This is a genomic window from Pantoea folii (assembly GCF_056678875.1).
In genome coordinates, this window is sequence record NZ_JBWXON010000025.1 from 1 (window position 1) to 26,100 (window position 26,100).

At 53.6% G+C, this 26,100-nt stretch carries 24 protein-coding genes and 1 rRNA gene; 7 read left to right on the forward strand and 18 right to left on the reverse strand.

Annotation, left to right across the window (positions count from 1 at the left end; all coding sequences use genetic code 11):
- Positions 1-75, forward strand: a 5S ribosomal RNA gene (gene rrf, locus AC1MDE_RS23110); the annotation flags it as partial.
- Between the two features lie 212 nt (positions 76-287).
- Positions 288-1,592, forward strand: a complete 1,305-nt coding sequence (locus AC1MDE_RS23115; protein WP_058959194.1) for an MFS family transporter — start codon at positions 288-290, stop codon at positions 1,590-1,592.
- On the opposite strand, the gene AC1MDE_RS23120 is transcribed toward AC1MDE_RS23115, so the two are convergent.
- The 6 genes from AC1MDE_RS23120 to trxC all read right to left on the reverse strand — a co-directional run bounded on the left by AC1MDE_RS23120 (position 1,593) and on the right by trxC (position 8,135).
- Positions 1,593-1,913, reverse strand: coding sequence for a YfiM family lipoprotein (locus AC1MDE_RS23120; protein WP_058959193.1), 321 nt, complete (start codon positions 1,911-1,913; stop codon positions 1,593-1,595). It lies immediately after the preceding gene.
- A gap of 3 nt (positions 1,914-1,916) precedes the next feature.
- Positions 1,917-3,272, reverse strand: coding sequence for a CDP-diacylglycerol--serine O-phosphatidyltransferase (gene pssA / locus AC1MDE_RS23125; RefSeq protein WP_480345134.1), 1,356 nt, complete (start codon positions 3,270-3,272; stop codon positions 1,917-1,919).
- 122 nt (positions 3,273-3,394) lie between these two features.
- Complete coding sequence (locus AC1MDE_RS23130; protein ID WP_337024885.1) at positions 3,395-6,046, reverse strand: bifunctional acetate--CoA ligase family protein/GNAT family N-acetyltransferase; 2,652 nt, start codon at positions 6,044-6,046, stop codon at positions 3,395-3,397.
- A 43-nt stretch (positions 6,047-6,089) separates the two neighbouring features.
- Complete coding sequence (locus AC1MDE_RS23135; protein WP_479402471.1) at positions 6,090-6,860, reverse strand: YaeF family permuted papain-like enzyme; 771 nt, start codon at positions 6,858-6,860, stop codon at positions 6,090-6,092.
- 85 nt (positions 6,861-6,945) lie between these two features.
- A complete protein-coding gene (locus AC1MDE_RS23140; protein ID WP_058959190.1) occupies positions 6,946-7,638 on the reverse strand; it encodes a tRNA-uridine aminocarboxypropyltransferase in 693 nt (230 codons plus the stop codon).
- 77 nt (positions 7,639-7,715) lie between these two features.
- Entirely contained in the window at positions 7,716-8,135 is a 420-nt protein-coding gene (gene trxC / locus AC1MDE_RS23145; RefSeq protein WP_038645267.1) for a thioredoxin TrxC, read from the reverse strand.
- A 156-nt stretch (positions 8,136-8,291) separates the two neighbouring features.
- On the opposite strand from trxC, the gene AC1MDE_RS23150 reads away from it, so the two are divergent.
- On the forward strand, positions 8,292-9,407 hold the full coding sequence (locus AC1MDE_RS23150; protein WP_160834684.1) for a tRNA/rRNA methyltransferase: 1,116 nt from the start codon (positions 8,292-8,294) through the stop codon (positions 9,405-9,407).
- Positions 9,408-9,446: 39 nt separating this feature from the next.
- On the opposite strand, the gene emrB is transcribed toward AC1MDE_RS23150, so the two are convergent.
- From emrB to AC1MDE_RS23205, 11 genes are all read right to left on the reverse strand, one after another.
- Positions 9,447-10,985, reverse strand: a complete 1,539-nt coding sequence (gene emrB / locus AC1MDE_RS23155; RefSeq protein ID WP_141399025.1) for a multidrug efflux MFS transporter permease subunit EmrB — start codon at positions 10,983-10,985, stop codon at positions 9,447-9,449.
- 14 nt (positions 10,986-10,999) lie between these two features.
- A complete protein-coding gene (emrA, locus tag AC1MDE_RS23160) occupies positions 11,000-12,172 on the reverse strand; it encodes a multidrug efflux MFS transporter periplasmic adaptor subunit EmrA (RefSeq protein ID WP_480345122.1) in 1,173 nt (390 codons plus the stop codon).
- 149 nt (positions 12,173-12,321) lie between these two features.
- Positions 12,322-12,852 (reverse strand): transcriptional repressor MprA, encoded by a 531-nt coding sequence (gene mprA, locus AC1MDE_RS23165; protein WP_034825472.1) that lies wholly within the window; start codon positions 12,850-12,852, stop codon positions 12,322-12,324.
- 653 nt (positions 12,853-13,505) lie between these two features.
- Positions 13,506-14,501, reverse strand: a complete 996-nt coding sequence (proX, locus tag AC1MDE_RS23170; protein ID WP_058959187.1) for a glycine betaine/L-proline ABC transporter substrate-binding protein ProX — start codon at positions 14,499-14,501, stop codon at positions 13,506-13,508.
- A 63-nt stretch (positions 14,502-14,564) separates the two neighbouring features.
- The gene (gene proW / locus AC1MDE_RS23175; protein ID WP_337024001.1) at positions 14,565-15,827 is read right to left on the reverse strand and encodes a glycine betaine/L-proline ABC transporter permease ProW; all 1,263 of its coding nucleotides are present in this window, start codon (positions 15,825-15,827) and stop codon (positions 14,565-14,567) included.
- Complete coding sequence (proV, locus tag AC1MDE_RS23180; protein WP_034825478.1) at positions 15,824-17,020, reverse strand: glycine betaine/L-proline ABC transporter ATP-binding protein ProV; 1,197 nt, start codon at positions 17,018-17,020, stop codon at positions 15,824-15,826. Before proV ends, proW begins: the two co-directional genes overlap by 4 nt.
- A gap of 412 nt (positions 17,021-17,432) precedes the next feature.
- Positions 17,433-18,392, reverse strand: coding sequence for a class 1b ribonucleoside-diphosphate reductase subunit beta (gene nrdF, locus AC1MDE_RS23185; RefSeq protein ID WP_034825940.1), 960 nt, complete (start codon positions 18,390-18,392; stop codon positions 17,433-17,435).
- Positions 18,393-18,400: 8 nt separating this feature from the next.
- A complete protein-coding gene (gene nrdE, locus AC1MDE_RS23190) occupies positions 18,401-20,539 on the reverse strand; it encodes a class 1b ribonucleoside-diphosphate reductase subunit alpha (RefSeq protein WP_072226465.1) in 2,139 nt (712 codons plus the stop codon).
- On the reverse strand, positions 20,518-20,922 hold the full coding sequence (gene nrdI / locus AC1MDE_RS23195; protein WP_034825480.1) for a class Ib ribonucleoside-diphosphate reductase assembly flavoprotein NrdI: 405 nt from the start codon (positions 20,920-20,922) through the stop codon (positions 20,518-20,520). The genes nrdE and nrdI overlap by 22 nt, the downstream gene beginning before the upstream one ends.
- Positions 20,923-20,926: 4 nt before the next feature.
- Positions 20,927-21,169: a redoxin NrdH gene (locus AC1MDE_RS23200; protein WP_038645282.1), complete on the reverse strand. Its 243-nt coding sequence runs from the start codon at positions 21,167-21,169 to the stop codon at positions 20,927-20,929.
- A 332-nt stretch (positions 21,170-21,501) separates the two neighbouring features.
- Entirely contained in the window at positions 21,502-21,819 is a 318-nt protein-coding gene (locus AC1MDE_RS23205; protein WP_058959185.1) for a DUF883 family protein, read from the reverse strand.
- 149 nt (positions 21,820-21,968) lie between these two features.
- On the opposite strand from AC1MDE_RS23205, the gene AC1MDE_RS23210 reads away from it, so the two are divergent.
- The 4 genes from AC1MDE_RS23210 to AC1MDE_RS23225 all read left to right on the forward strand — a co-directional run bounded on the left by AC1MDE_RS23210 (position 21,969) and on the right by AC1MDE_RS23225 (position 25,295).
- Positions 21,969-22,307 (forward strand): DUF2002 family protein, encoded by a 339-nt coding sequence (locus AC1MDE_RS23210; RefSeq protein ID WP_058959184.1) that lies wholly within the window; start codon positions 21,969-21,971, stop codon positions 22,305-22,307.
- Positions 22,308-22,441: 134 nt separating this feature from the next.
- Complete coding sequence (mmuP, locus tag AC1MDE_RS23215) at positions 22,442-23,851, forward strand: S-methylmethionine permease (protein ID WP_058959183.1); 1,410 nt, start codon at positions 22,442-22,444, stop codon at positions 23,849-23,851.
- Positions 23,841-24,776: a homocysteine S-methyltransferase gene (gene mmuM, locus AC1MDE_RS23220; RefSeq protein ID WP_058959182.1), complete on the forward strand. Its 936-nt coding sequence runs from the start codon at positions 23,841-23,843 to the stop codon at positions 24,774-24,776. Before mmuP ends, mmuM begins: the two co-directional genes overlap by 11 nt.
- A 96-nt stretch (positions 24,777-24,872) precedes the next feature.
- Positions 24,873-25,295: a hypothetical protein gene (locus AC1MDE_RS23225; protein ID WP_038645291.1), complete on the forward strand. Its 423-nt coding sequence runs from the start codon at positions 24,873-24,875 to the stop codon at positions 25,293-25,295.
- Positions 25,296-25,474: 179 nt separating this feature from the next.
- Here AC1MDE_RS23225 and speG read toward each other — a convergent pair whose 3' ends face one another.
- Entirely contained in the window at positions 25,475-26,020 is a 546-nt protein-coding gene (speG, locus tag AC1MDE_RS23230; RefSeq protein WP_480345123.1) for a spermidine N1-acetyltransferase, read from the reverse strand.
- Between the last annotated feature and the right edge of the window lie 80 nt (positions 26,021-26,100).

Below are 26,100 nucleotides of genomic sequence, written 5' to 3' on the forward strand. Positions count from 1 at the left end.
GAACTCAGAAGTGAAACGCCGTAGCGCCGATGGTAGTGTGGGGCCTCCCCATGCGAGAGTAGGGAACTGCCAGGCATTAAATAAGTGAAGAAACCCTGAACGAAAGTTCAGGGTTTTTTTACGTCTATATAACGCTGAAATTGCATGCAATCGCCCTAATTTCACCCCCAAAATCCCTTACTAATCACAAATTAGCACCTTCAACGTCATCCAATTCCCGAAACCGCCCAACACGTGCTTTACTGAATCCTTTGGCATTAATTTATCGCAAGGAAATGAGGTAAAACATGACCGACTCACTACAACAAAAAGTGGCACCATCTGAATCAACGATAAACAGCAAACAGCGCATCTGGGCAATTGTTGGCGCATCATCAGGCAATCTGGTCGAATGGTTCGATTTCTACGTTTACTCCTTTTTCTCACTCTATTTCGCGCATGTATTCTTCCCGGCAGGCGATACTACTACGCAGTTACTGCAAACAGCAGGTGTATTCGCCGCTGGATTTTTGATGCGTCCGATTGGTGGCTGGCTGTTTGGCTATATCGCCGATCGCCATGGACGTAAAAACTCAATGCTGATTTCTGTCTGCATGATGTGTTTAGGATCCCTGGTGATCGCCTGCCTGCCAGGGTACGGCGAAATTGGCGTAGCGGCACCGGTGATCCTGCTGCTGGCGCGTATGTTTCAAGGGTTGTCAGTGGGAGGAGAGTATGGCACCAGCGCAACTTACATGAGTGAAGTCGCTTTAGAGGGCCGTAAAGGATTTTACGCATCATTCCAGTACGTGACGCTGATCGGCGGGCAGCTGTTAGCGGTACTTACCGTAGTGGTGCTGCAACAGATCCTCAGCGACGAAGAGTTGCGGAGTTGGGGTTGGCGTATCCCATTCTTCCTTGGCGCCGTGCTGGCGGTAGTCGCTCTGTGGCTGCGTCGCTCACTGAATGAAACCTCCGAGAAAAAGAATCGGGAACATAAAGATGCGGGCAGCGTTATGGGTTTGCTGCGCAATCACTCACGCGCATTTCTGATGGTATTGGGTTTTACTGCCGGCGGTTCACTGAGCTTCTACACCTTTACCACCTATATGCAAAAGTATCTCGTCAACACGGCAGGGATGGATGCACGCAGTGCCAGCGGATTGATGACTGCTGCATTATTCGTCTTCATGTTGATTCAGCCGATCGTTGGAGCGCTTTCAGATAAGATCGGTCGTCGATCCTCGATGATGATCTTTGGTGCGGGTGCAGCGATCTGTACCGTGCCGATCCTGATGATGCTGCAAAATGTGCAGAGCGGTTGGGCCGCATTTGTACTGATCATGCTGGCGCTGATTATCACCAGCTTCTATACCGCCATCAGTGGCATTCTGAAAGCAGAAATGTTCCCGCCAGAAGTGCGCGCGCTAGGCGTCGGCTTATCTTATGCGGTGGCTAATGCGATCTTTGGTGGTTCGGCCGAGTATGTCGCTTTACTGCTGAAGAAAGAGGGGATTGAAACCAGTTTCTTCTGGTATGTGTCGGCGATGGGGGCGTTGGCCTTCGTTATTTCCCTGATGCTCCATCGCAAAGGGAAGGGCATTACACTGTGATTATTGGCTTAAATTCCACAAGGCAACGCCAGTGGCCGCTCCCGCAACGTCATAACTGAGATCTTTCCAACTCCAGCCGCTCCCCGAAGAGCGGCTGTCATATAACTCTTTTCCTACGCCAAAACTCAGCGAGAACAAAAAGCCAAAACGTAAATTTTGTCCACGGCTTTGATGCTGGTGTTGGGAGATTTCACTGCCGGCAGCGGCTAGCACGGCAGAAGAGAAGAAGTGTTCGGCTTTGTCCTTACCGGTCCAGTTATCTTGTGCCACATGCGCACATCCACTACAAAGTAAAACTACGCAGAGGATGAACGCACGCATCTGCTAGAGTAAGCGACTGATAAGACGGTCAATACGGATACGGCGTAGACGACGGATTAACTTACGTACTTTCGCCGGATAGTCAGAAATACTCTCTAATTCGCGGAAGTGCTGAACCGTCGTGGTATGTTCACGAATCAACGCCAGCTCTTTCTCGCGCTGTTCTGCCAGCTCATTCTTCGGATCATGGATAAGCACCGCATTTTCCAAATCCAGTCGCCAGGCGCGCGGATTAAGGTTATTACCGGTAATCATCATCCACTCGTCATCCACCCAAATGCCTTTCAGGTGATAACTGTTTTCACCGTCTTTCCACAAACGCACCGTCAACTGGCCGTTATTGACGTAATACTGCAAACGGCTCAGAAAGCGTCGCAGGTTGATCTCATACAGATAGGGCAGTGCGCCGATGATTTTAAACGGCTGATCAGGCGGGATGTAGAAATCGTTGGCGGTTTTATCGCCCACGATGATCTCCACTTCTTTACCCTGACGCAGCAGGTGGATCAGATTACGCACCAGGATCGCTGGCAGGTTGAAGTAAGGCGTGCACAGCGTCAGTTTACGCTCGGCGCACGGCATCAAATGGAAGATGGTTTTATTGAGCAGACTGCGTTTGCCAAGGCCCACCAGTGGCGTGACCGCCAGTGACTCATTGTCAGTATTCCCCGCGAACTGGTAGTTAAAACTGCGCAAATCCTGGCGGAACTGGCGTGTTTCGTTTTTAATTTCAGGGCTAGATGGACGCTCAGTCTGGTCAAGGCGATTAACCGCATCGGACTGCTTGAGATTTTCGCAAATCCACGCGTACATGGTGTCCGCCAATTGTGGATTGCGGATTAGCTGATAGCGGTCATAGCGATATTTATCATGCTGATGCAGATAAACATCATTCAAGCTGGCGCCGCTATACAGTAAGGTGTCATCAATAATGAAGCCTTTAAGATGCAGTACGCCAAGTGCTTCACGCGTGTTAACGGGAATGCCATACACTGGAATAGCGATATCGGGATGCTGTGCTGCCATCTCGCAATACCAATCAGCGTTGGTCAGTCCACGAGCGGCGCCAATTCGGCCACGCTGCGCGCGATGCCAATCCACCAGAATGCTGATATCCAGCTCCGGACTTGCCTGACGCGCAGCATAGAGTGCCTGCATGATGCCACGCCCGCCGTCGTCGTTCTCGAGATAGAGCGCGGCGATGCAGATGCGTTTTTCAGCCGCAGCGATTTTCGTCAGCAGGGTCTCACGGAACTCGGCAGGCGAGTAAAGCGTGGTCACATCCGACACGGATTGTGACAGTTTAGGCAGCTGTGCGAGGTGTTGTTGGTGTTTATTGCGTTTAAATTTAGACAACATCACAGTGCACTTCTTCTCTGTTCATTGCATGGCCTTTTGCCATCAAATCATGATCCTAACGGTAAATAATAACATCAACCGGCCTGATAAGGAGGATTTTTACCTTTCTGTACAGGATATCATCACGCCTCACCGAGCGGTAAATTCAGGCTGACAATGCCATCATCCAATTGAATATTCACACGAAAATTCAGTTTTCGTGCCAGCGTAATCATGCCGGTGTTGTGTGGCATGGTGATACCGTTCAATTGTTGCAGACCATGATCGCGCGTATAGCGGATCATCTTTTCCAGCAATCGTCTGCCCATCCCGAGTCCTTTAAGATCGGAGCGCACCAGCACCGAAAACTCCGCATCAATGTTATCGGCATCCGAGATCGCACGCGTCACACCAATAATCTCATCATTACCGTCGTGCTGTCGTACTGCAACAATGGCCATCTCTCGGTCATAGTCGATTTGGGTCATGTTGGCGAGATCCTCATGTGTGAACTCATTGATCTCACTGAAATAACGATAATAAAGGTCTTCCTTCGTTACCTGAGCGATAAACGCGCGCAGTTGTGGTTCATCTTCCGGCAAGATCGGACGGAACAGGCAATACTGCCCATCTTTCAGCTGTACTTGTTCTTCAAGGTGGTGTGGATAAGGGCGAATCGCCAGGCGTGCTTCGTTATCACCGGTAAAGGGCGCGAGTTGCAGCGTGACATCCAGCAAGGTGAATTCATTCGCGGAGGCCAGCAGCGGATGGATATCCAGCCGCTGGATCTCCGGGCAATCTACCACCAGATTTGAAACCTGCACCAGCAATTGGCTCAGCCCGGCAATATCCAGTGGACGCAACGCACTGCGACTGCGCACTTTGCCGCTCTTCATCGCCTGAATCACCAGATAACGCGCCAGCGTCATGTTCAATGGGGGGAGTGCGACGGCAGCCTGTTTATCGGCCTGCCATTCTACGCCGCCTTCACCCAGCATAATGATGGGACCAAACAGCGGATCTTGCTCCACTACCACGCGTAATTCCTGCGCACCCGCACGATTCGCCATGCTTTGTACCAGCAATCCATCAATTCGGGCTTGAGGATGGGTGTGGCGCACGCGATCAAATATCGCTTCAGCGGCCTGCTCAACCTCCTCACAACTGCGCAAATACAGCATCACGCCCTGAACTTCTGATTTGTGTGGAATATCCGGCGACCGCAGCTTAAGCGCCACCGGATAACCAATCTGATCGGCAATAGTGGCGGCCTCACGGCTGTCACTCGCAATCCAGGTCGGTAGCGTCGACAAACCATACGCTTGCAGCACCGGCTGCACTTCGTGGGTATCCAGCGTGTTGATCCCCTGATCCAGCGCTTGCTGAATCAACTGGTGCGCCTGCGTACTATTTTGCGTCAGGCCGATCGGCAAGGCGGGGGTTTCACGCAGTTGTTTTTGGTTACGGCGATACTCAACCTGATGCATAAATGCAGTTACAGTGCCTTCCGGTGTGCGCCAGGTGGGGATTCCGGCCTGAGTGAAAGCACGACGAGCGGCTTGTGACGAGTATTCGCCACACCAGTTAGTGAGAAGTGTCACCTGTTTGCCGCGCGGATGTTTTGCCACTGCCGCAATAATTTGCTCGGCCGTTTCGGTGGCAGGAGACACAGCGCTCGGGGCATGGATAATCATTAATGCATCAAGTTCATGGCTATCCAGTAGTTGTTCAATGCAGGCAACATAGCGCGCTGGGGTGGCATCGTCCTTGAGATCCAGCGGATTACCGCGCCCAACGCCTTCGGGCAACAACGTGGTCAAGGCTTGTAAAGTCTCATCACTCAGCGTAGCCAGTTTGCCATTACGCGCGTACAGCTCATCCAGTGCTAAGGCAGCGGGGGCTGCGCCATTGCTGATGATCATCAATCTATCCCCTCGCAATGGACGCATATGGCTCAGCGATTCCACCGCTGAAAACAGTTCATGCGTGTCCTGCACCCGCAGCAAACCGGCACGCTGAATCGCGGCATCCCATGCTGCATCCAGCCCGCTGAGTGTGCCAATCATCGCCTGTGCCTGATGGCTGCGACCGCTTTTGATCACCAGAATCGGTTTATTGCGTGAGGCGCTACGAGAGGCCGAAACAAAGCGGCGCGCATCACTGAGATGCTCTAGATAGAGCAGAATAGCGCTGGTTTTACCGTCACGCGCCAGGAAATCCAGCAAGTCATCAACATCAATATCCAGACTGTCGCCCAAAGCGATAAACCAGGAGAAGCCGAGATTGCGCTGCTGAGCCCAATCAAGAATGGTGTTGGATACCGCAGCGGATTGAGAAATAAAGGCAATGCGTCCTTTTGCGATCGGCACCGGCGAGAAGCTGGCGTTTAATCCTTGCCACGGGGCCAGCAATCCCAGACTGTTCGGGCCGAGCAGGCGAATTTGCCACTGGCTGGCGCAGGCTTTCAATTCTTCAAGCTGACTGGCGGGCGAGGAGAGAATGATGCAGGCTTTGCAGCCTTTTTCACCCAGCTGCTGCAGCAGCTCCAGATTGCGTTTGGCATGAGTACAGATAATGGCGAGATCGGGGGCGAACGGCAGGCTGGCAATATCCGGCCAGGCCAGCACACCGCTCACGGCTTTATACTTCGGCGTGACCGGCAGCACCGGACCGCTAAATCCGCCAGCCAGCAAATTACGCATCATAAAGTAGCCGGCGCGCCCCGGTGTAACTGACGCACCAATCACCGCGATTGATTTAGGTCGTAACAGTGCTTCCAGTCCGCGTTGGCTCATCATCCGCTCCCGACATCAAGATTGGCATGATTGTAAACGCTTTTTACTCTGCTTGCCGACTCGCCGATCGCAGGCTGAGGATCTCTTTAAGGTTCCAGCGCTTTAAATGGCCGATGTACTGCATATTCTGCTCGCTACGCCATGCTGAGACATCTCCATCACGCAGATGCATGAGATCAGCCGGACTGACCCAGCTCGCCTGTCCCTGAAGTAGCTCGACGCCTGCATGGCGATATCCTGCGATGACGAATTCTGAGCAGAAGAAGCGATTGGCTTGAGGATCGTCAACGTCGGCGAGTTGCACGCGCGCTAATGCAGTGAGACAGGCACTGCGTAGATTTTCATGCATCAGCGGCAGCTCGCAGACGCGGCGCGAAACCATAAACGGCATGAACATCACGATACCTTTGAAATTGTATTTTTTGCCTTGTTGCTGGTGGGCAAATTCGCGCAACAGAGAGCTTTGGTCTTGAGTGAGGCTGGGCACGCGTAGCACCAACACATTATTACTCTCCTCAATAGCCTGTTGCAGCGGAATGATTTTGACACCACTGCCCACGGCTTCCGCCACTTGCCGATCACCCAGGTAGATTGCGGCATGGCTGACACCGCTGAAGCTAATCAGGCGAATGCCCCAGGATTGAGGCGAGGTGGCGGAGGAGAGCAGCAAATCACCGGGCTGCAATTCAGCAACGCTAATGATGCCACCTGGGCGTGTGCTAACGGATTGTAACTGCAGTGGGTAAGGGCGGTCAGTTTGCGGTGCCGTGCTGCAGCCCGCTATCAGCAGCACAACAAGCCACCAGACTTTCATAGCGCATCATCCTTATGTTGAGAGCCAACTCCATGGCGATGTGCGACTATAAATCAAACGGACGAGTTAAAAAATCAGGCGATCCCTACAGCACACTTTCCTGATAGTGCACAGGATGATGCGGCTTGCCTGCCAAATAAGCGTGACGGAAATGCTCAAAATGCTGCTGTAACGCGCTTGCTGCCTCAGCATCGCCAGCCTGTTCCAGCAGCGCGGCGGCCACTTCAGCGGTACAGTGCTGGCCCTCGCCGTGCGCTTCCCGCAGCGTGTAGCGCGACGGTGTGGAAACGTTGAGTGACATCACCGGGAACGCATCCAGCCAGGGGCTTTTGCGGAACATTTTGCGGGCTTCGGTCCAGGTGCCATCCAGCATAATAAATAGCGGTGGTTTGCCGGTGAGCGGAGGTGTGGTGAGGACTTCCCTGCCTGCATCGGCATACGAGCCCGGAAATACTACCAGTGGCTGATAATCGGCGGTTTGCACTGCTGCGAGCATCGCTTCATCAGGTTCGGTGCGTGACCAGCCAAACGCCAGCGTATCAGGCAGGATATCGGCGATCAGTCGCCCCGTATTACTGGGTTTCATTGGCTCGGTATCGAACATCACCAGACAAAAACGGCTGCGTGCTTGCTGTGGCTGCAGGGTGGCGCACAGGCAGTTTTTTTGCGGCAACAGACAACGCTGGCAACGCAACACGCGATTGCCACGGGCAAGAAACGGGCGCGTAGCGCGTGCTAAACGTTGCGCACGTAAGCGCAGAACGGCATTTTCAGACATAGAATCGCAGGCAGGAAAAAACGCCAGTTTAATGGAAGGCTAACGGCAAGGCCAGCACAGGGGCTGGCCTGAGGTGCTTAAAGTGATTCGTCGAGCCACTCATTAAACGGCGCTTTGGGCATTGCCCCGTTTAACATGTCGACCATCTCACCTTTTTTGAACACCATAATGGTCGGGATACTGCGGATGCGGAAGCGTGAGCTGAGTGCCGGTTCGGCTTCCGTGTTCACTTTCACAAAGCGCACTTTACCGCGGCGTTCGTCAGCGACATCCTTAAAAACAGGCGCGAAGTTCACGCACGGGCCGCACCACGGCGCCCAAAAGTCGATCACCACGGGCAAATCGTCCTGCAAATATTTATCCAGCGTAGCTGCCGTGGCATTCACGACTTCACCATTAAACAGCTCGTCGCCACAGCGACCACACTTGGCGCCATCGGCAATACGTTCCTCGGGAACGCGGTTAGTTGCCTGACAGGAGGCACATACAGTATTCATCGTCACCTCAAACCGGACCTGTAAATGTTATGATTGCCGAACATTATGAAAAGGTTGAGTGCTATGCTCAATCTGGATTGCCCAATAGGTTCAATAGTTGATAGCTAAGCTCCAGCACATCAGGTAATCTTCGCGCTCTCAATGCAGGAGGAACAAATGAACGACGAATTTAAAGGCAAAAGCGGCAAGGTAAAAGTGATGTATGTACGTGATGAGGATGCAGGCCAAAAGCCAAATCCCCGTACCGGCAAAGGCGGCCGTCCTGCTGCGCGCCAGGAAGATAATCGTCGTTCTGGTCCTCGTACTGCACGTAATAATGAAGAAGGTGGTCGCAGCAGTGCAGGTGGACGCGGAACGCCCGCGCGTGATGCACGCAATGCTGACCGCGGTCGCAGCTTCGGTCGTCGCGATGATCGTGATGACAATCGCAGCTTCGGTGATTCTCCGTGGCGCACCGTTTCTCGTCCGCCAGTGGCTGATGACAGCCAGGTTGATGATGCAGCCAGCAACAAGCCGGTGATCGATCCCGAGCAGATTCGCCGTCAGCGTCAGGAAGAGACGCGCGTTTACGGCGAAAATGCCTGCCAGGCGCTGTTTGCCAGCCGCCCAGAGAGCATTGTACGTGCCTGGTTTATCCAGAGCGTCACCCCGCGCTTCCGCGAAACGCTACGCTGGTTAGCGGCCAACCGTAAAGCCTACCACGTAGTGGATGATGCCGAGCTGACTAAGGCTTCAGGCACCGAACACCACGGCGGCGTGTGCTTCATCATCAAGAAGCGTATGGGAATGGAAGTCTCTGAGTGGCTGAAAAAAGCGGATACCAGGGATTGCGTGCTGGCGCTGGAAGATGTCAGCAACCCGCACAATCTCGGTGGCATCATGCGTAGCTGCGCACACTTCGGTGTGAAAGGTTTGCTGGTTAACGATGCTTCCCTGCTGGAATCGGGTGCGGCAGTACGTACTGCCGAAGGTGGCGCAGAACATGTGCAGGCGATCAGCGGTGAAAGTTTTGCCAGCGGTCTGGAAGCCTTCCGCAAAGCGGGTTACACCATCGTGACGACTTCAAGCCATGAAGGCACGCCGCTGGCGAAAGCTGAGCTGCCAGCCAAAATGGTGTTGGTACTGGGTCAGGAGCGTGAAGGTCTGTCCGACAGCGCCTTCCAGCAGGGTGATATCAGCCTGTCGATTGGCGGTACCGGCAACGTTGAGAGTCTTAACGTCTCCGTTGCCACCGGCATTCTGCTCGCCGAATGGTGGCGTCAGAACGCATAAAAGAAAACGGGCCGAAAGGCCCGTTTTTGTTTCTATAGTTTAGTGCGCACCACCGCCGCCACCGCCCGCACCAAATGGCGGACGAGCAAACCACACCAAGACCAGCAGGATTAAAAACACTCCCGCCGATGCCCAGAAGATCTCGTTCGCCGAGATAATCAGGCCCTGATTGGTAATTTGCTGTGCGATATAGGCTGATGCCTGCTGCTGCGTCATGCCCATGCTTTGCAGCTGGTCATACATTTGCTGCGAATTCGGATTGAATGGGTTCACCGATTCCGACAGGTAGCTGTGATGCATCGATTCGCGATCCGTCCACATGGTGGTAGTGATCGACGTTCCGATAGAACCCGCCAGCGTACGCACAAAGTTCGACAGGCTTGATGCTGCTGCCATACGCTCTGGCGGCAACCCTGACAGCGTAATGGTGGTCAGTGGCATAAAGAAGCACGCCACGGCAAAGCCCTGAATAAACTGCGGCCATGCCGACGCACCAAAATCCATCCCCGGCTCAAACGTATACGCACGCCAGTAGAAGCACACCGCGTACATGATAAAGCTGAAGGTCACCAATCGCCGCATATCCAGCTTGTGGGCAAAGCGACCAATGATGGGCGACAGGATCACCGGAATGATGCCGACCGGCGCTGACGCCAATCCTGCCCAGGTGGCGGTGTAGCCATATACCTCCTGCAGCAACTGGGGCAGCAATACGATCGAGCCGAAGTAGAGCATGTAAGCCAGACTGATCGACAAACAGCCGATGGTGAAATTTCGCTTTTTAAACAGCGATAAATCGACAATCGGATGGTCGTCCGTTAGCTCCCACACCAACAACACTGCCAGCGCCACCACGGCGACTACCGTGAGTACGATGATTTCCGTGGAGCCAAACCAGTCGAGTTCTTTACCCCGGTCGAGCATCACCTGCAGCGAACCAATCCCCACGACCAACAGCACCAGACCGACGATATCAATCGGGCGGATCTCGGTTTTGGTTTCACGTCCACGCAAAGTCTGCAAGGTCAGGGCCACAACCACAACCCCAATCGGCACGTTGATAAAGAAGATCCAACCCCAGTGATAGTTATCACTGATCCAGCCGCCGAGAATCGGACCGCAGATCGGCGCAACGATCACCGTCATCGCCCACAGCGAAAGCGCCACGCTGCGCTTCGCGGGCGGGTAGTTGTTCAGTAGCAAACTTTGCGACAGCGGAATCAATGGACCGGCAACCACACCCTGAATGATACGGAAGAAGATCAGCATCTCCAGACTTTCTGACATGCCGCAGGCCCATGAGGCCAGCACAAACAGAATGGTCGACCAGGTAAACAGCTTCACTTCACCGATACGTTTGGCTAGCCAACCGGTAATCGGTATCGAGATGGCGTTTGCCACCCCGAATGAGGTAATCACCCAGGTGCCCTGTGAGTTCGAGGCACCAAGGTTACCGGCGATCGTTGGAATCGCCACGTTAGCAATGGTGGAGTCGAGAACCTGCATAAACGTCGCCAATGATAAGGCGATGGTCATCAGGACTAACGGCGCACCTTCAAGCGGTTTTTGTGCCATCACAGCCTCCCGCGGAATTAATCGGCGTTGGCACGGACGATATCAGTAATCAGCTTGTTAACCGGCGCGAGGTCGATTGCCAATGCGTTACTTTCATACGCCGCTTGTGGACGCACGCTACTGGCCAGTGTGGCCCCGTCTTTGTTCTGGGTATCCACTTTGACTAAGGTGGAGAGACCAATACGCAGCGGGTGTTCGGCCACCTGTTGCGGGTCCAGCTCAATACGCACCGGTAAACGCTGAACCACTTTGATCCAGTTACCTGTCGCATTCTGCGCCGGCAGCAGAGAGAAGGCGCTGCCGGTGCCCATATCCAGACCGACAACTTTGCCGTGATACACCACGTCATCACCGTAAATATCGCTGATTACGGTAGCGGGCTGACCGATGCGCACACCGGAAAGCTGCGTTTCTTTGAAGTTGGCATCAATCCACAAATTCGTGGCAGGCACTACCGCCAGCAGCGGCGTGCTGGTGGAGATCTGCGAACCGACCTGAACACTACGACGCGAAATATAGCCATCCATTGGACTACGGATATCGGTGCGCTGCAGCGCCAGCCAGGCATCACGCAGTTCAGCCGCGCTTTGTTTGACGGCGGGTTGCTGTTCCAGATCGGTGTTCAGGATCATCGCCTGGTTCGCGTTGTACTGCTGCACGGCGACATCAAGTTGCGCTTTCGCCGTGGCCACGGCATCACGTGAGTGCTGCAGTTCTTCACGACCAATCAGGTTTGATGCACCCAGCGGCTCACGACGTTTCAGATCGGCTTCAGCCTGATCCAGAGCGGTCTGTTGCAGCTTGATGGTGGCCTGATACTGCTTGCCGTTGATCATCAACTGATGCGTCTGGCGGACGCTGGTGGCCAGTGCAGTCTGCGCTTTTTCAAACGCCTGCTCCGCATCGGTTTTATCCAGCGACACCAAAATATCGCCTTTTTTCACGAAGTCAGTGTCATCGAACCAGACTTTATTCACGCTGCCGGAAACCTGTGCCATCACCTGCACCTGATTACCTGACACATAGGCGTCATCGGTTTCCTGGAAATGGCGCAGCACCAAATACCAGTAGGCCAGGTACGCCACCCCAATCAATACAAACACGATAGCCAGCAGGATCAGCACACCTTTGCGCTTCTTCTTTTTATTCGCTGGCTGTTGCGGGCTTTGCGCTTCCGCGGTCGCACTCATGTTGTTCTCCACGTTTTCCATTTAGCCGGGCTGTGTTGATCCTTCAACACGGTTTCCCGAGTCGAAAAAGCCAGCGTATTAGACGCTGGCCGGATAAAAGGGGATTAAAATAGCGATTTCGGAAGGTGATTGTGTCGCACTTCTTGCTATTAGCGCGACAGGGAAGCGATAACCTGATCTTCATCCATTTTATCAAGACGGTTAAGCAACTTGCGCGTAATCGCTTCCAGCTGATCCTGCTCAGATGTTGAAAGCGAAGACCACAGATACTGCAGGCTCTGATGCTGCGGTGGCAGCAACTGACGTAAGAATTCGTTACCTTTTTCAGTCAGGTGCAGATGCAGGCAGCGACGGTCATTATCGCTCTCACGGCGCTCGATCCAGCCGCGTTTTTCCAGCTCATCAGCAATACGCGTCGCATTAGTACGTGAAGAACCCAGTGCAGAACTCAGTTCTGAAGGCTGGATGCTCTGGTTTTCCTGCGCATCAAGTGTGATCAGCGCCATGAATAAGGTCTCGTTAATTCCCTGTGCCTTCAACATCTTGTTGCGGTTATCCAGCAGTTTTCCCTGCATATGCATGCACAGACGAGTCAGGATGATTTCCTGCAACGGAAAATCTTTATGGCGGTTAGCACGGATGTTCAGCATCTGTTCAATGGGAGTAAACGAACTTTCCATTTTAAAAAAAACCTCTTAGTTGCAACTGGTATAGTAAGGATGGTGACAGATTAAGCGTAGTCATATTTTCCGCCAGTGATTGTTCGCACGATCACATTGTCAACATCTGGCATTCCAGGTCGTTCCATAACCCTGGGCACTTCGCCCTGACAACGTGCCACGCAGGATGGTTACATTGTCATCAATTCACATCGTGAAATATTTTTAAGAAAAAATAATTTCTCGAGAAAAAATAACTCTGGTGAATAACTGTGCTGCTAACCATAACAAACTCAATCATCAATGAATAGTCTCACTCACGTGATTGGGTTGGTCTTTACGCTTTCTAAACACTTTAGCTGAATGCATTACATCACGAAATCAATGGGTTAATTAACTTAATCGTAACAATTCCGGTACCAATACCGTACCAGCTAAAATGATGAATTGCATTCGTTGAGAGAATTTAACCTCAGGCAGCGCAGAGATAAGTCTCGGCTTAGCAGCATTCAGGGCGGAAGAAAGGCGTAGATAATCATTTGTGGTTAATAGTAACCCAAAAAATTATTTCAATGGTGTGTTAATTGACAGGACGTACCAGTGCGCTATAACGCACGAACTGTGCGGGGATTGAGAACAAAAGCGGCCAAAAGGCCGCTTTTAAGGGAAGAGAATTACTTTGCCGCCGCTTGTGCGTCAGAAATCCACTTATCAAACTCGGCCTGATGGCCTTTGATCCAGCCATCTACGTGACGATTGATGTCAGCTTCAGAAGCCTGACCCGCATGCATGGCCGCGTTTTCGGCGTTGATATCACCAATCGGCAATTTCATTTCAGCAAACAGTTTTGCCGCCGCCGGGTTCTTCTCAGCCCAGGCTTTGTTGGCCACAATGTGCATAGTGTTGACCGGGAAACCGTAATTTTTACCATTAGGCAGTTTGGTGTCCACTTTGCTCTGCTCTCCTGGCAGGGAAGAGAATGGCACCTGCAGCCAAACCACATCTTTACCCGGTTTGAGCACGTCGCTCAGCCAGTAAGGTGTCCAGGTGTAATAAAGGATAGGTTTGCCTTGCTTGTAGCGTGCCAGGGTGTCAGCCACCATTGCTGAATAGTTACCCATGTTGGCCGTAACCGTATCCGCCAGGCCATAGGCTTTATTCTGGTGGTTAATCACTGCTTCACAGCCCCAACCCGGCGTACAGCCCGTCATGTCGGCTTTGCCATCACCGTTGCTGTCGAACAGTTTGGCGATTTTCGGGTCTTTAAGCTGTTCGATGTTGGTGATGTGATACTGCTCGGCGGTTTTCTTATCGATCAGATAACCCTGGGCAGCACCGCCAACGTAAGTGCCTTCACGGTAAAACTTGTTATCACCGCCTGCAGCTTTATACATGTCGTCATGCAGCGGTTTCCAGTTAGTGGCTATAAAGGTGGCATCACCCGCCGCGATGGTGGTGTAGGCCACGTTGTAATCGACTTCGCCCGGCTTCTCAACGGTGTAGCCCAGTTTTTCCAGCGCGCGGCTGACAATCAGCGTCTGGAAAGTTTCTTCTGCGATGGTGCTTTGCAGCGGTTTAACGGTGATGCCTTTACCCGGCAGGTCGGCGGCGGACACGTGCGTCGCGGCGAACGTCGTCAGGACGGCAGCGAACAGAGCTGTCTTGCGCATAGTCATTCCTTATTTTACGTGTTGCGTCGGAGACGGACGGCCACGCTGGGCCGTCCATAGAAATCAGGCTTTTTTACTGAAGGGGCGCAGCAGCAAGCCAATTGGACCGGTGCTGTACCAGTGACGGTTGCCACGGCTGCGGCTGTCGCGGGCGACCGACTGAGTCAGGCGATCAAGGATAATTGCCAGAATCACGATGCCTACGCCACCGACAGTTGCCAGACCCATATCTAAACGACCGATACCGCGCAGCACCATCTGGCCTAAGCCACCCACAGCGATCATCGATGCGATAACCACCATCGACAGCGCCAGCATCAGCGTCTGGTTCACACCGGCCATAATGGTCGGCATCGCCAGCGGCAACTGTACTTTAAACAGCATCTGACGCGGGCTGGCACCAAAGGATTCGCTCGCTTCGATCAAATCGGCGGGCACCTGCTTAATGCCGAGAATGGTCAGACGAACCATCGGCGGTAGCGCAAAGATAATGGTCACCACCACGCCTGGCACGTTACCGATACCGAACAGCATCACGATTGGCACTAAATACACGAAGGCTGGCGTGGTCTGCATTGCATCCAGCAACGGACGAATAATGCGTGCCGCACGTTCACTGCGTGCCAGCCAAATCCCCAGCGGGAGGCCGATGATGATGCAGAACAGCAGGGCAGTCAGTACCAGCGCCAGTGTCACCATCGCTTGCGACCACGCGCCAATAGCACCAATCGCAATCAAGGAAATGAGGGTAGCAATCCCCATGGCTGGGCTGGCAATTTGCCAGGCAATCAACGCAAATACCACAATCGCCACGGGCGCGGGCATGCCCAGCAGCAACTGCTGGAATGCGCTGAGGATATAGTCGACCGGCACGCGAATGCCCTGGAACACCGGGCGGAAATGGCTGACGACCCAGTCGATGCCTTCGGTCACCCAGCTGTCGAGTGGGATCCAGGTCTTGTGGAACGGATCCATGATATTAAAATGCTCGGGAGCCGGAGCGGGCGCGCTGTTGAGCCAGTCGCTGCTACTGGCGGCACTGCTGGCGGCATCATGTCCACCGCTCGCCGCCGAGGGATCACCCCATGCATCGGCTGAACCACTGCTACTGGCTGCGCTGCTGGCAGCATCATGTCCACCGCTCGCCGCTGAAGGATCGCCCCATGCATCGGCGGAACCGCTGCTGGACGTGCTGTCGGCGGGTGCGCTGCTGCTACTGCCGCCCCAGGGATCGCTACTGCTGGCTGCCGCGCTCGAATCTGTGGTCGCGGGTTGCTGCGTGGTCTGGCTGGCGCTATCCCACGGATTGCTGGTTTGTTCACTCATGACTGGGCTCCTTCACGATCTAAAGCGCGCAATAGCATGCTTTTGGAAATAATACCGACGTACTGATTCTCCTCGCCCACCACCGGCACCGCGCAGGGCGCTTGTGCAACGTGGGAGAGCAAATCGTTCAGTGAGGTATCCGCAGGAACCGCTAACGGCGTCTCAAGCAGGGCGCTATCCAGACCTTCACCCGCAGCCAGTGCCGCTTTAAGTGAATCGGTTGAAACTACGCCGACAAATTTCTGTTTCTCCAGCACATAGCCATATTCGCGGTCTTCATCCTGAAGCAGTTTAATGGCGGAACGTGGGCCAAAACCGGCCGCTTTACGAATCAGTGCGCCGGCGCTACGACGGGCAATGTCCCTGGCGCTAAACACATGGCTAATATCGACACCCCGGAAGAAGGTGCGCACATAATCGTTAGCGGGATTATTCAGGATTTCATCCGGCGTACCGACCTGTACCACTTCGCCACCCTGCATGATGGCGATGCGATCGCCAATACGCATCGCTTCATCGAGATCGTGAGAGATAAACACAATGGTACGCTGATGTTTCGCCTGCAGTTTGACCAGCTCATCCTGCATTTCGGTACGAATAAGCGGATCGAGGGCGGAGAAGGCTTCATCCATCAGTAAAATATCGGGATTGATCGCCAGCGCGCGCGCTAATCCGACACGTTGACGCATACCGCCGGAGAGTTCATCTGGATAGGAGTGAGCATAATTATCCAGTCCCACCTGACGCAATGCTTCCAGCGCTTTTTCCTGACGTTCCTGTAACGGCACGCCCGCTAATTCCATGCCGAAGGCGGTATTATTCAGCACCGTCATATGGGGCATTAATGCGAACGACTGGAATACCATGCTGATCTTATTTCTGCGTACTTCACGCAGTTCAGCATCCGATATTTTCGCAATATCGACACCGTCAATGATCACCTGGCCGCGAGTGGGCTCGATCAGACGATTGAGAAGGCGAACCATGGTGGATTTCCCTGAACCGGAGAGCCCCATGATGACGAAGATCTCGCCTTCTTCAATGGCCAGACTGGCATCTTTTACGCCGACGGAGAGACCGGTTTTCGCAAGAATACTCTCTTTGCTTTCGCCTTTCTCAATCAGCTTAAATGCCTTTTCGGGGTGATCCCCAAATACCTTATATAAATTCTTTACTTCGAGTTTAATTGCCATGCAGTAATTAATTTCCCGGTTAAATGTTTAGCTATTTCTTGTAATGATCTCGATTAAATTTAAGCGCCCTATAACCTAGCATAGTGAGAATATCTGACAACCCTTGGTTCGGATATTTGGCTGAGCGAGCGCGTGCAGATTGGCGATAATTCCAGTGCTCACAAGGGATGAGAGCGAATCATTTTTTTCTGAATTTTTTATGAAATTAACCCGCTTTCACGGCAAATGCTCAATGAAACACGAATAAATTGCGCTTATGTAGGCGATATAATGGACGAATTAATGGCGCTAAAATGACAAAATAATGAAGGTGAGAAACGCAAATAACGAGAGAATATTTGGTAATCTGAACGGGAAATATGAAGGCGCTGAAAGGGCGCGTTGTGGCGCGCCCTGTGCAGCAGGCCTGATGCTAGAAATTCCAGTCCTCGTCTTCGGTTTCCACGGCTTTTCCCATCACGTAGGAAGAACCTGAACCGGAGAAGAAATCGTGGTTTTCATCGGCATTCGGTGACAAAGCTGAGAGAATGGCAGGATTCACCGTCGTCAGCTCTGACGGGAACAACGCCTCATATCCCAGATTCATCAACGCCTTGTTAGCGTTGTAGTGCAGGAAGGTTTTCACCTCCTCTGCCCAACCCACATCCGCATACAGCGCTTCGGTGTACACCACTTCGTTTTCATACAGCGCCAGCAGCAAATCGATGGCAAATTGCTGCAGCTCTTCGCGGCGTGTATCGTCAACTTTTTCCAGTGCCTTCTGGTACTTGTAGCCGATGTAATATCCGTGCACCGCTTCATCGCGAATAATCAAACGAATCAGGTCAGCGGTGTTGGTCAATTTGCCACGGCTTGACCAGTACATCGGCAGCCAGAAACCGGAGTAGAACAGGAACGATTCCAGGAACACGCTGGCGATTTTCTTCTTCAGCGGGTCCTCGGCACGATAGTGCTCCAGCACAATCTTCGCCTTGTTCTGCAACGCTTCGTTCTCTTCACTCCAGCGATACGCCGCATCGACATCGGCGGTGTTACACAGGGTGGAGAAAATCGAGCTGTATGAACGCGCATGCACCGCTTCCATAAAGCTGATATTCGACAGCACCGCTTCTTCATGTGGCGTGATGGCGTCTTCCATCAGGCCCGGCGCGCCGATCACGTTCTGGATAGTGTCGAGCAGCGTCAAACCGGTAAACACACGAATGGTCAGCTGCTGCTGCTGGTGGTCCAGTGACTGCCACGCAGGCAGATCGTTGGACAACGGCACTTTTTCCGGCAGCCAGAAGTTGCTGGTCAGACGGTTCCACACTTCGAGGTCTTTTTCGTCCTGGATTCGGTTCCAGTTAATCGCTTGAATTTGTTTAAGTTGCATAGTTTTCATCACAATGAGCAGGAGACGCAGCCCTGGACTTCGGTGCCTTGCAGCGCCATCTGGCGCAGACGAATGTAATAGAGCGTTTTGATGCCTTTCTTCCACGCATAAATTTGCGCTTTGTTGATGTCACGCGTGGTGACGTCATCGCGGAAGAACAGCGTCAACGACAAGCCCTGATCGACGTGCTGCGTGGCTTCAGCGTAGGTATCAATAATCGCTTCCGGACCAATCTGGTACGCATCCTGATAGAGATCCAGATTCTCGTTGGTCATAAACGGCGCCGGATAGTAAACGCGGCCGGTTTTACCCTCTTTACGGATCTCAATGCGCGACACGATCGGGTGAATACTCGATGTCGCGTGATTGATATACGAGATCGAACCGGTTGGCGGCACCGCCTGTAAGTTCTGGTTAAACAAGCCGTGTTGCATCACTGATTCGCGCAATGCCTGCCAGTCTGCCTGCGTCGGTAACGCAATGCCTGCATCGGCAAAAATCTGTGCCACACGCGCGGTGCGCGGCAGCCAGGCACGATCCACATACTTATCGAAATAGTGGCCGTTGGCGTATTGGGACTGGGCAAAGCCATCAAAACTCTGTTTACGCTCTTGTGCCAGCAGGTTCGAGGTGCGCACCGCGTGATAGGTGACGCAGTAGAAGTAGAGATTGGTGAAATCCAGTGCCTCTTCCGAGCCATAAGCCATGCCTTCACGCGCCAGATAGCCGTGCAGGTTCATCTGACCCAGGCCCACCGCATGTGAACGACGATTGCCTTCGGCGACCGACGGCACCGAATTGATTTCGCTCATCTCAGAAACCGCCGTCAATGCGCGCACCGCGGTTTCAACGGTCTGCGCCAGATTGCGGGAATCCATAGCATGCGCGATGTTCAGCGAGCCGAGGTTACAGGAGATATCCTTGCCCACGCGGCGATAGTTAAGATCGTCATAGAATTCGCTGGCGCTGTTAACCTGCAAAATCTCCGAGCACAGGTTGCTCATATTGATGCGACCGGCAATCGGGTTATGACGGTTCACACTGTCTTCGTACATGATGTACGGATAGCCTGACTCAAACTGGATTTCGGCCAGCGTCTGGAAGAAATCACGCGGCTTGATGTAAGTCTTACGGATACGATCGTCGGCCAGCATCTCTTCATACAGTTCGCTGATGCTGATATCACCAAACGCTTTGCCGTAAATGCGCTCAACGTCATACGGCGAGAACAGCGCCATATCGCGATTCTCTTTCGCCAGTTGGAAGGTGATATCCGGAATCACCACACCGAGCGACAGCGTTTTGATACGGATCTTCTCATCGGCGTTTTCGCGTTTGGTATCAAGGAAGCGGAAGATATCGGGGTGATGCGCATTCAGCCACACCGCGCCCGCGCCCTGACGCGCACCAAGCTGATTGGCGTAAGAGAATGCATCTTCCAGCATTTTCATCACCGGAATTACGCCTGACGACTGGTTTTCGATGCGCTTAATCGGCGCACCGGATTCACGCAGGTTAGAGAGCAGGAACGCCACGCCGCCGCCGCGTTTTGACAACTGCAGCGCCGAGTTCACCGCACGCCCAATCGATTCCATATTGTCTTCGATGCGCAGCAGGAAGCACGAGACCAGCTCGCCGCGCTGCTGTTTACCGCAGTTGAGGAAGGTTGGAGTGGCTGGCTGGAAGCGGCCGCTGAGCATTTCTGCCAGCAATTCGCGTGACAGCGATTCGTTGCCGCGTGCCAGCGTCAGCGCCACCATGCAGGCGCGCTGCTCGAAGGTTTCCAGATAGCGTTTACCGTCGAAGGTTTTCAGCGTGTAGCTGGTGTAAAACTTCCACGCACCGAGGAAGGTGTGGAAACGGAAACCCCAGGCATCGGCTTCATCGTGCAGCTGGCACAGGAAACTGAAGTCGTACTGATTCAGTACCGTGGCTTCATAGTAGCCTTCCTCAACCAGATAGCGCAGGCGATCGGCCGCCGAGGCGAACTGTACGGTATTCGGCTCTACATGCTGCAGGAAGAACTGGCGCGTAGCCTCTTGATCTTTTTCGAACTGAATGCGGCCATCGGCGTCATACAGGTTCAGCATCGCATTGAGCGCGTGATAATCCAGCTGCGTGCTGTTCAGGGTGTCTGTCGTTGCCAAAATTGGGTTACTCCCGCTTTTACATTAGCGATATCGTCGGGGGTTCCCATCAGCTCAAAGCGGTAGAGATAAGGAACCTGACATTTCTGCGCAATGATGTCGCCTGCCAGGCAATAGCCTTCACCGAAGTTGCGGTTACCGGCAGCAATCACCCCGCGGATACCGCGTCGGTTGGCGTCATCATTTAGGAATTGAATCACTTGTCTGGGCACCGCACCCCGCGCACTGCCGCCGCCGTAGCTCGGCACCACTAAAATAAAGGGTTGGTCGATATGCAGGCGCTGCTTGCCATCAAGCGGTATGCGGCAAGCAGGCAGTCCCAGACGAGTGATAAATCGGTGCGTGTTTTCCGACTGGCTAGAGAAGTAGACCAGTGGGAACATCGCCTTATCCCCCGACTGCAGCGAGCTGGCGCAGGCTGGCGATTTTGTCAGGGCGGAAGCCGCTCCAGTGGTCATCATGGGTCATGACGACGGGCACCTGGCGATAGCCGAGGGATTTGAGGTTATCAATGGCTTCCGGTTGGGTATCGAGGTTGATCAGCTGATAGTCGATACCTTTACGGTCCATGGCATTTTTTGTCGCGTTGCACTGGACACAATTGTTTTTAGTGTAAATAATAATGCGCATGATTCGTATTTCCCTTTGGTTGCGGTCTGGATGCGAGATACGAAGCAAAATCCTATTTGCAGCGAACTTCGTCCTTGACGACATCTGGTAGCGAGTTGATGGGTTGAATACTAGATGTAGTGCTCGTGGCGGTCAAGCCCACCAGATATAGGGATTTTGTATTTTTATCTTCGGATAAATGCTAACACCAGAGATCATGCACCTTCCAGGCCCGAAAATTTTTTTGTAAAGGCGAGGGAGGCAAAATTTAGGTCAAATTTTGTGCACTTTCATTTGCGGCAGGCACAAAAAAGCCCCGCAATCGCGAGGCTCTCTTTAAACGCTAATGATGGTTAACGGCGTGACATCAACAGCGCACCTAACACCAGACCCACGGCTGCACCGACACCCACGCCATGCCAGGGTTTGTCATGCACGTAGGCATCAACCTGATAACTGGCGTCACGCGCTGCCTGAGAAACGCGGCTGTTGCCGCCGTTCAGTTTTGCGCGGGTCTGCTTCAGCAGCGACTGTGCTTTACTGCGTGCGCTATCCACTTCATCTTTGGCTTCGCTGCCGTAAGATTTAAGTAATGCTTCGAGCGAATCTGCCAGCTCGTTTACATCCTGATTGATATCAATGTCATCGTTTTTGCTTACGCGATTAAACATTTTTTCGCTCCCTTTGATTTAACAAGTAATACTGAGTGTAGACGAAACGTGACTAAACGCAGGCGTATGCCAGGCTTTAGGGAAATTCCGAATGTCCTGTATGCCGGGCTGTTGTAAGGTTGCGGGGCTGTGAGAAGAGAGGAGCAAGCATGTATTTACGTCCGGATGAGGTAGCGCGCGTACTGGAAAAAGCAGGGTTCGAAATGGACACCCTGACGCCAAAAATTTACGGTTATCGTCGTGGTGAAAATTATGTCTACGTCAATCGCGAAGCGCGCATGGGCCGCACCGCATTGATCATTCACCCCACTCTGAAAGAGAAAAGTCAGCACTTTGCCGAGCCCGCCTCAGAAATGAAAACCTGCGATCATTACACCCAGTTCCCGCTTTATCTGATGGGTGAATCCCAGGAACATTACGGTATTCCGCACGGTTTTAGCTCGCGTATCGCGCTTGAGCGCTATCTGCAAGGCGTATTTGGCTCCTGATGTGGTGCCCCGTTGACGCGGGGCCACCCCCGACTTTTTAAAACCCTCACCCTTTGCCACGTTGCAAATTGACACGCTGGCGCGTATAACCCTGTGTCCATATAGATGTTCAGACGTCCATACGGATAAAAACCATGCAACAGCAGGAAATCCCTTCGCAGGAAAACTTTAAGCGCACCATGAAAGTGCGGCATCTGGTGATGCTGTCGCTGGGCGGTGTGATTGGCACCGGACTGTTCTTCAACACCGGCTATATCATCTCAACCACCGGGGCGGCGGGCACGCTACTGGCATATCTGATCGGCGCGCTGGTGGTGTGGCTGGTGATGGTATGTCTCGGCGAACTGGCCGTAGCGATACCGGAAACCGGCGCCTTCCATGTCTATGCTGCGCGCTATCTCAGCCCGGCAACCGGCTACACCGTGGCCTGGCTTTACTGGCTGACGTGGACGGTGGCGCTCGGCTCTAGCCTGACAGCTGCCGGATTCTGCATGCAATACTGGTTCCCGACCACGCCGGTGTGGCTGTGGTGTCTGGTGTTCTGTATCGCCATCTATCTGCTGAATATCGTCTCCACGCGCTTCTTCGCGGAAGGGGAGTTCTGGTTCTCCATCATCAAAGTGGTCACTATCATTGCCTTTATCATCCTCGGTGCGGGCGCGATGTTTGGCTTTATCCCGATGAAAGATGGCAGTGCCGCGCCGGGCCTGAGTAACCTGACGGCCTCAGGCTGGTTACCGCACGGCACCTTGCCGATTCTGATGACCATGGTGGCGGTGAACTTCGCTTTCTCCGGCACTGAGCTGATTGGTATTGCCGCTGGCGAAACCGAGCAGCCGCAGAAAGCGTTGCCGCTGGCGATCCGCACGACCGTAGCACGATTGATTATCTTCTTTATTGGTACAGTATTTGTGCTGGCGGCGTTGATCCCGATGGATCAGGCGGGCATCGTCAAAAGCCCGTTTGTGCTGGTGTTCGAGAAGATCGGTATTCCCTATGCGGCTGATATCTTCAATTTCGTGATCCTGACGGCGATCCTGTCCGCCGCCAACTCGGGTCTGTATGCATCGGGCAGGATGCTGTGGTCACTGGCGAATGAGAACACCTTGCCGCGCTGTTTCGCCCAGGTGAACCGCCGCGGGATTCCGGTGTTGGCGATCACCGTCAGTATGCTGGGCGGCCTGCTGGCGCTGTTCTCCAGCGTGATCGCGCCGGATACCGTATTTGTGGCGCTGTCAGCCATTTCAGGTTTTGCGGTGGTGGCGGTGTGGCTGAGTATCTGTGCCTCGCACTATGTGTTCCGTCGTCGCCACTTGGCCGCAGGCGGTTCGCTGCAACAACTCGCCTATCGCGCGCCATTCTATCCTCTAACGCCGATTCTCGGTTTCCTGCTGTGCCTGCTGGCGTGTGTAGGGCTGGCCTTCGATCCGTCGCAGCGTATTGCGCTGTGGTGTGGCATTCCATTTGTGCTGTTCTGCTATGCCGCATACCATGTCACGCATCGACGTAACCTGAAGGCCGGGGAGGCCAATGATGTCGCGTAATCCTGTCGCAGAAGCCTTAACACAACATGACACACTGATTCTGGATGGCGCGCTGGCCACCGAACTGGAGGCGCGCGGTTGCAATCTGGCCGATGCGCTCTGGTCTGCCAAAGTGCTGATGGAAAACCCTGAGCTGATTTATCAGGTGCATTACGACTATTTTGCGGCCGGCGCCAATGTGGCGATCACCGCCAGCTATCAGGCCACGCCGCAGGGCTTTGCGGCGCGTGGGCTGGATGAGGCGCAAGCGCTCACATTGATCGACCAAAGTGTGAAACTGGCACAACGTGCGCGTGATGATTATCGTGCGGCATCAGGCAGTGAAGCCGCTTTGCTGGTGGCCGGTTCCGTTGGGCCTTATGGCGCTTACCTTGCTAATGGTGCTGAGTATCGAGGTGATTACGCCCTGCCAGAAGCGGAGATGAAAGATTTCCATCGCCCACGCGTCAAGGCGCTGTTGGACGCGGGCGTGGATTTGCTGGCATGTGAAACCCTGCCGTCGTTTGCCGAAGCGCAGGCGCTGGTGAGTTTGCTGGCAGAGTACCCAAACAGCAGCGCCTGGTTCTCCTTCACCCTGTGTGATGCGCAGCACATCAGCGACGGCACGCCGCTGAGTCAGGTCGCTGAGCTGGTGAATGCGGCACCGCAAGTGGTGGCGATGGGCATCAACTGCGTAGCACTGGAGAGCGTGACACCGGCGCTGCAAACCTTGCAGGCGCTGTGTGCTAAACCGCTGCTGGTCTATCCCAACTCCGGTGAACAGTACGATGCGAGCAGCAAAACCTGGCACTCGGCGCCATCGGGCTGCACGCTGCAGGATAAATTCCCTGAGTGGCAACAAGCGGGCGCACGGCTGATTGGCGGCTGTTGCCGCACCACACCGCAGGATATCGCGGCGATTGCCGCCTGTTGTCAACCGCAATAAAGGCCAGAAAAGCAGCACTGATAGGGCGATTGAGGCGAGTGAAAAGCAGGATAGGGCAGTTTAGACTGTCCTATCTGATTCTATAGCGGACCTGCCATGAACCTGCGACACCTTCTTCCTGCCACTGCATTGCTGCTGAGCGGCTGTGCCACCATTGTCGGCACGGAAACGCAGCCGGTAAAAATCGACTCTGTCCCGCAAGGCGCGCGTTTCACCGTGCAGGATGAGACCGGCCGCGCAGTGGCGCAGGGCTACACGCCACAAACCGTCGAGCTGGCAAAATCCACTGGTAATTATTTTGGTAAAAAACACTATCAGGTGATGCTGGAGAGTCCGGGCTACGTGCCGGTGACGCTGCCGATCGAGGCCAGTGCCAACCTGTGGTATCTGCTGGGTAATATCCCGTTACTGGGCTTCCCCGGCTGGCTGCTGGTGGATCCGTTCTATGGCGGCATGTACGACCTGAAACCTGAACATCCTCAGCCACGTCTCAACGTGGTGGGTGCGCGCGGCGGTTAAACCGCATGGCGTGGTCGCGGCGCAATTTTTTGTGCATCTCCGAAGCAGGTATGTCGCTGAGAGATGCGCGATACACCGCGCTGCTAAGGTTCAGCATCATCTTTTTAGTTAAAAGCGATAAATCACATAGCTGCCGTTTGATATTCAAGACGGCAGCGACAATGAGAGTCGATTTCAAGCTATTGCGCTGTCGGCTTCACCATGGCATGACCGGATTTATGCTGCGCCAGATACTGCTGCTGGAAAATGCACATGCGAATGGTATTGCGGTATTCACCATTGATGAAAAATTCGTGCTTCAGCACGCCTTCCACTTCAAATCCCAGTTTGGTGTAGATGTGAATCGCTTTCTCATTCTCCTGATCAACAATCAGGTAGAGTTTGTAGAGATTGAGCACCGAAAAGCCATAATCCATCGCCAGTTTAGCCGCCTGACTGGCTAAGCCTTTGCCCTGATGCCCAGGATCAATGATGATCTGAAACTCAGCGCGACGATGCACGTGATTGATCTCGACCAGTTCCACCAATCCCGCTTTTTGCCCATCGTGTTCAACGACAAAACGACGCTCTGTTTGATCGTGGATATGCTTGTTGTAGAGATCCGAGAGCTCGACAAAAGCTTCGTACGGCTCCTCAAACCAATAACGCATCACGCTGGCGTTGTTGTCTAACTGGTGCACAAAGTGCAGATCTTCTCGCTCAAGCGGACGCAATTTCACCGTCATACGGTGTTCCTTCTGTTGAAAAATTGGCGTGATTATAGCGCCATCCGCCGAAGGTTGCTTTCGCACCAGTGTGATCATCG

What these genes read in the sequence shown, in the direction of transcription:
- AC1MDE_RS23115 (WP_058959194.1), top strand. Translation starts at nt 288, where the DNA reads ATGACCGACTCACTACAACAAAAAGTGGCACCATCTGAATCAACGATA.
- AC1MDE_RS23120 (WP_058959193.1), bottom strand. Translation starts at nt 1,913, where the DNA reads ATGCGTGCGTTCATCCTCTGCGTAGTTTTACTTTGTAGTGGATGTGCG.
- pssA (WP_480345134.1), bottom strand. Translation starts at nt 3,272, where the DNA reads ATGTTGTCTAAATTTAAACGCAATAAACACCAACAACACCTCGCACAG.
- AC1MDE_RS23130 (WP_337024885.1), bottom strand. Translation starts at nt 6,046, where the DNA reads ATGAGCCAACGCGGACTGGAAGCACTGTTACGACCTAAATCAATCGCG.
- AC1MDE_RS23135 (WP_479402471.1), bottom strand. Translation starts at nt 6,860, where the DNA reads ATGAAAGTCTGGTGGCTTGTTGTGCTGCTGATAGCGGGCTGCAGCACG.
- AC1MDE_RS23140 (WP_058959190.1), bottom strand. Translation starts at nt 7,638, where the DNA reads ATGTCTGAAAATGCCGTTCTGCGCTTACGTGCGCAACGTTTAGCACGC.
- trxC (WP_038645267.1), bottom strand. Translation starts at nt 8,135, where the DNA reads ATGAATACTGTATGTGCCTCCTGTCAGGCAACTAACCGCGTTCCCGAG.
- AC1MDE_RS23150 (WP_160834684.1), top strand. Translation starts at nt 8,292, where the DNA reads ATGAACGACGAATTTAAAGGCAAAAGCGGCAAGGTAAAAGTGATGTAT.
- emrA (WP_480345122.1), bottom strand. Translation starts at nt 12,172, where the DNA reads ATGAGTGCGACCGCGGAAGCGCAAAGCCCGCAACAGCCAGCGAATAAA.
- mprA (WP_034825472.1), bottom strand. Translation starts at nt 12,852, where the DNA reads ATGGAAAGTTCGTTTACTCCCATTGAACAGATGCTGAACATCCGTGCT.
- proX (WP_058959187.1), bottom strand. Translation starts at nt 14,501, where the DNA reads ATGCGCAAGACAGCTCTGTTCGCTGCCGTCCTGACGACGTTCGCCGCG.
- proW (WP_337024001.1), bottom strand. Translation starts at nt 15,827, where the DNA reads ATGAGTGAACAAACCAGCAATCCGTGGGATAGCGCCAGCCAGACCACG.
- proV (WP_034825478.1), bottom strand. Translation starts at nt 17,020, where the DNA reads ATGGCAATTAAACTCGAAGTAAAGAATTTATATAAGGTATTTGGGGAT.
- nrdF (WP_034825940.1), bottom strand. Translation starts at nt 18,392, where the DNA reads ATGCAACTTAAACAAATTCAAGCGATTAACTGGAACCGAATCCAGGAC.
- nrdI (WP_034825480.1), bottom strand. Translation starts at nt 20,922, where the DNA reads ATGTTCCCACTGGTCTACTTCTCTAGCCAGTCGGAAAACACGCACCGA.
- AC1MDE_RS23200 (WP_038645282.1), bottom strand. Translation starts at nt 21,169, where the DNA reads ATGCGCATTATTATTTACACTAAAAACAATTGTGTCCAGTGCAACGCG.
- AC1MDE_RS23205 (WP_058959185.1), bottom strand. Translation starts at nt 21,819, where the DNA reads ATGTTTAATCGCGTAAGCAAAAACGATGACATTGATATCAATCAGGAT.
- AC1MDE_RS23210 (WP_058959184.1), top strand. Translation starts at nt 21,969, where the DNA reads ATGTATTTACGTCCGGATGAGGTAGCGCGCGTACTGGAAAAAGCAGGG.
- mmuP (WP_058959183.1), top strand. Translation starts at nt 22,442, where the DNA reads ATGCAACAGCAGGAAATCCCTTCGCAGGAAAACTTTAAGCGCACCATG.
- mmuM (WP_058959182.1), top strand. Translation starts at nt 23,841, where the DNA reads ATGTCGCGTAATCCTGTCGCAGAAGCCTTAACACAACATGACACACTG.
- AC1MDE_RS23225 (WP_038645291.1), top strand. Translation starts at nt 24,873, where the DNA reads ATGAACCTGCGACACCTTCTTCCTGCCACTGCATTGCTGCTGAGCGGC.
- speG (WP_480345123.1), bottom strand. Translation starts at nt 26,020, where the DNA reads ATGACGGTGAAATTGCGTCCGCTTGAGCGAGAAGATCTGCACTTTGTG.